Origin of the sequence: Noviherbaspirillum autotrophicum (assembly GCF_000818395.1) — a bacterium.
Lineage (GTDB): Bacteria > Pseudomonadota > Gammaproteobacteria > Burkholderiales > Burkholderiaceae_D > Noviherbaspirillum > Noviherbaspirillum autotrophicum.
The window spans coordinates 1-2,419 of record NZ_JWJG01000001.1 but is presented as its reverse complement, the minus strand read 5'-3'; the positions used below and the strand labels follow the sequence as shown (position 1 = coordinate 2,419).

The following is a 2,419-nucleotide window of genomic DNA, read 5'->3' as shown; positions in this document are numbered from 1 at the left end:
GGGAGGGAGATTTTCCAGGGCAGCAGCGCCTCGTAATCATCGGCCGTAGTTGCCAGAGGCAGCGCGCGGAGCAGTTTGATCAGGTAGGCGTACGGATTGACGTTATTGGCCTTGCAGGTCTCGATGATGGAATACAGATTGGCGCTGGCAGTAGCGCCGCCGACGGTGTCCGCAAACAGCCAGCCCTTTCGCCCGATCACGAAGGGACGGATCGCGTTTTCGCACTGGTTGTTGTCAATCGGCCAGAGGCCGTTCTCGATGTAGCGCGTCAGTTTGGACCACTGCCCACTCAGATAGGCAAGAGCACGGCCGAGCTTGCTGTTGGGCGTGACGATCGGCTGATACGTCAGCAGCAGGCGCTCGATGTGCTTGAGCACATGGGCGCTGTAGCGGGCGCGCAGCCGTTGTCGGTGGGCCGCGTCGGCGTGCCTGGCTCGGGCCTCGGCGGCATAGAGCTTGCCGATGGCTGCAATGAATTGCGTGGCAGGCTGCTGCGGTGTGCGCGACTCTTTCGGCAGCACGTCCTCGGCCTCGATGAAGTAGCGTCGACAATGGACCCAGCATCCGAGGTGCACCAGACCATGGGTCGCCGCGATGGCGTTGTAGACCTCATAGCCATCCGTCATCAGCACTGCGCCTTTGGCCATGCCGGCATAGAGTTTGAGCGCATGGCTGGTTCCCCGACCGGGAGAGTAGCCGAACAAGCGCACCGGCGGTCCCGTGCCATTCATCTGCGCCCACAGATAGCTTTGGGTCTGCGGCGAGCGGCCCGGTTCCTTGAGCACCTGCAGTTCCGTCTCGTCGCCGTACACCAGCTCGGATTCCAGCAGCACGTCGCGCAGCAGGTTGATGATCGGCTGCACTGCCTGACCAACGCGCACCACGCTGGCGGCCAGCGTGGTGCGCGACAGGTCGCCGCCAAAGCGGCGCAGCAAGGCCGCTTGCCGATACAGCGGCAAGCCATCCTGATACTTCGCCGTCACGATCCACGCCAGCGCCGCTTCGGTCAGCAGGCCCTTGGGGATGACGCGCGCTGCGGCAGGCGTGACCTTGATGCCGCCATCGCAGCACGGGCAGGCGTACTTGATGCGCTGATGCTGGATCACGCGTACCTGCTGGGGAATGATGTCGAGCTGTTCGCTGATCTCGGCACCGATTTCGATCAGGACGCTGCCGTCATGCGGGCAAATACGCTCGGATTCGGGCAGCTCGTGACGCACGACGTCGCGCGGTAGCGCGGGATCGAGCGGCTTGCGGCCACCACGCTTTTTGCGCAGATGGCTCGCCACTTCAACGCCTGGCTCGTCCTCTTTGGCAGGCTCAGCGGAGGCAGTCGGCGCCAGGGTCTCGGCCTCGTTAAAGAACAGATCCTTTTGCCCGGCACTGCGTGCTTCGCTGCGTGCCGCATACAGCTTGTGCAGATACGCCTGCACGCGTTCCTTGAGCAGGCCCCGCTCGAGCGTCACGACCCGCAGCTCACCGCGCAACGCGTCACGCTCCTGCGCTGCCTGGCGCAACGCTTCCAGTTCCTCGGCCGTGATCATGACGTTTTGCATGGACTTTTTGACAACGCTCTGCCGCCCCGGTTCACGCCGTGCGACGGTAATGGCGCACAGGATGGCCGCGCATGGCTTCCAGGTCGATCCCATCGAGCAGCCATTGCAGCTGCTCGACGCTGAGCTCGACCACCGCTGACGCTTTCGGCCAGACGAAGCGGTCCGCTTCCAGCCGCTTGAACAGAAGCCAGAATCCGGTGCGATCCCACAGCAGCAGTTTGATGCGGTCGCGCCGCTTATTGCTGAAGACGTAGACCGCCCGAGCAAAGGGATCGAGCCCGAGGCCTTGTTCGACCAGCGCAGCCAGGCCATTGATGTTCTTGCGGCCGTCCACCGGCTCGCGGTGCAGGAATACCTTCAGAGCCGGGTCGAGACGGAACATGGCAGTGTGCACAGCAGGCGCAACAAGCACGACAGCTCATCTTCGCCATGCCCACTCAGACAAATCTCGATGCCGTTGGGCAGCCGCACTCGTAACCCGGACTCTGTGGGCTTGCTGCAGGAGCCCGCCGGCACGACCGGTATGAATGGAGGCGGTGAAGGCGCGACAGACTGTGATGTCGCAACAGGAGATTGCTCCTGTTTCTGCAGGTGCAGGCTGATCCACTTGCGCAGCAGGTTCGCGTTGATGCCATGCTTGAGCGCCACGCGCGCCACTGACACGCCTGGCTTGAGGCATGTCTGGACCAGCTCGGCCTTCGCCTGTTTGTCATATCGCCGGCGTCCATCCCGCTTGCTGCCGACAACCAGCCGCTGCAACAGCTCTGAGTCATGCTCTGCCATAGGTGTCCACCTCCATGTAGGTGGACATATCCTGACTGCTCAAACTCCGCGATTCAAGACGCCGATGATGGATCGCTTAC

3 protein-coding genes are annotated in these 2,419 nt (G+C 62.9%); all 3 read right to left on the bottom strand.

Annotated features, from left to right (window positions below; translation table 11 throughout):
- Positions 1–1,556: IS66 family transposase (tnpC, locus tag TSA66_RS00015; RefSeq protein ID WP_040038457.1), on the bottom strand; the 1,556-nt coding region annotated here is incomplete at its 3' end.
- 31 nt (positions 1,557–1,587) lie between these two features.
- Positions 1,588–1,938, bottom strand: a complete 351-nt coding sequence (gene tnpB / locus TSA66_RS00010; RefSeq protein ID WP_040038456.1) for an IS66 family insertion sequence element accessory protein TnpB — start codon at positions 1,936–1,938, stop codon at positions 1,588–1,590.
- The gene (gene tnpA, locus TSA66_RS00005) at positions 1,914–2,339 is read right to left on the bottom strand and encodes an IS66-like element accessory protein TnpA (RefSeq protein ID WP_040038455.1); all 426 of its coding nucleotides are present in this window, start codon (positions 2,337–2,339) and stop codon (positions 1,914–1,916) included. The genes tnpB and tnpA overlap by 25 nt, the downstream gene beginning before the upstream one ends.
- Positions 2,340–2,419: the final 80 nt, after the last annotated feature.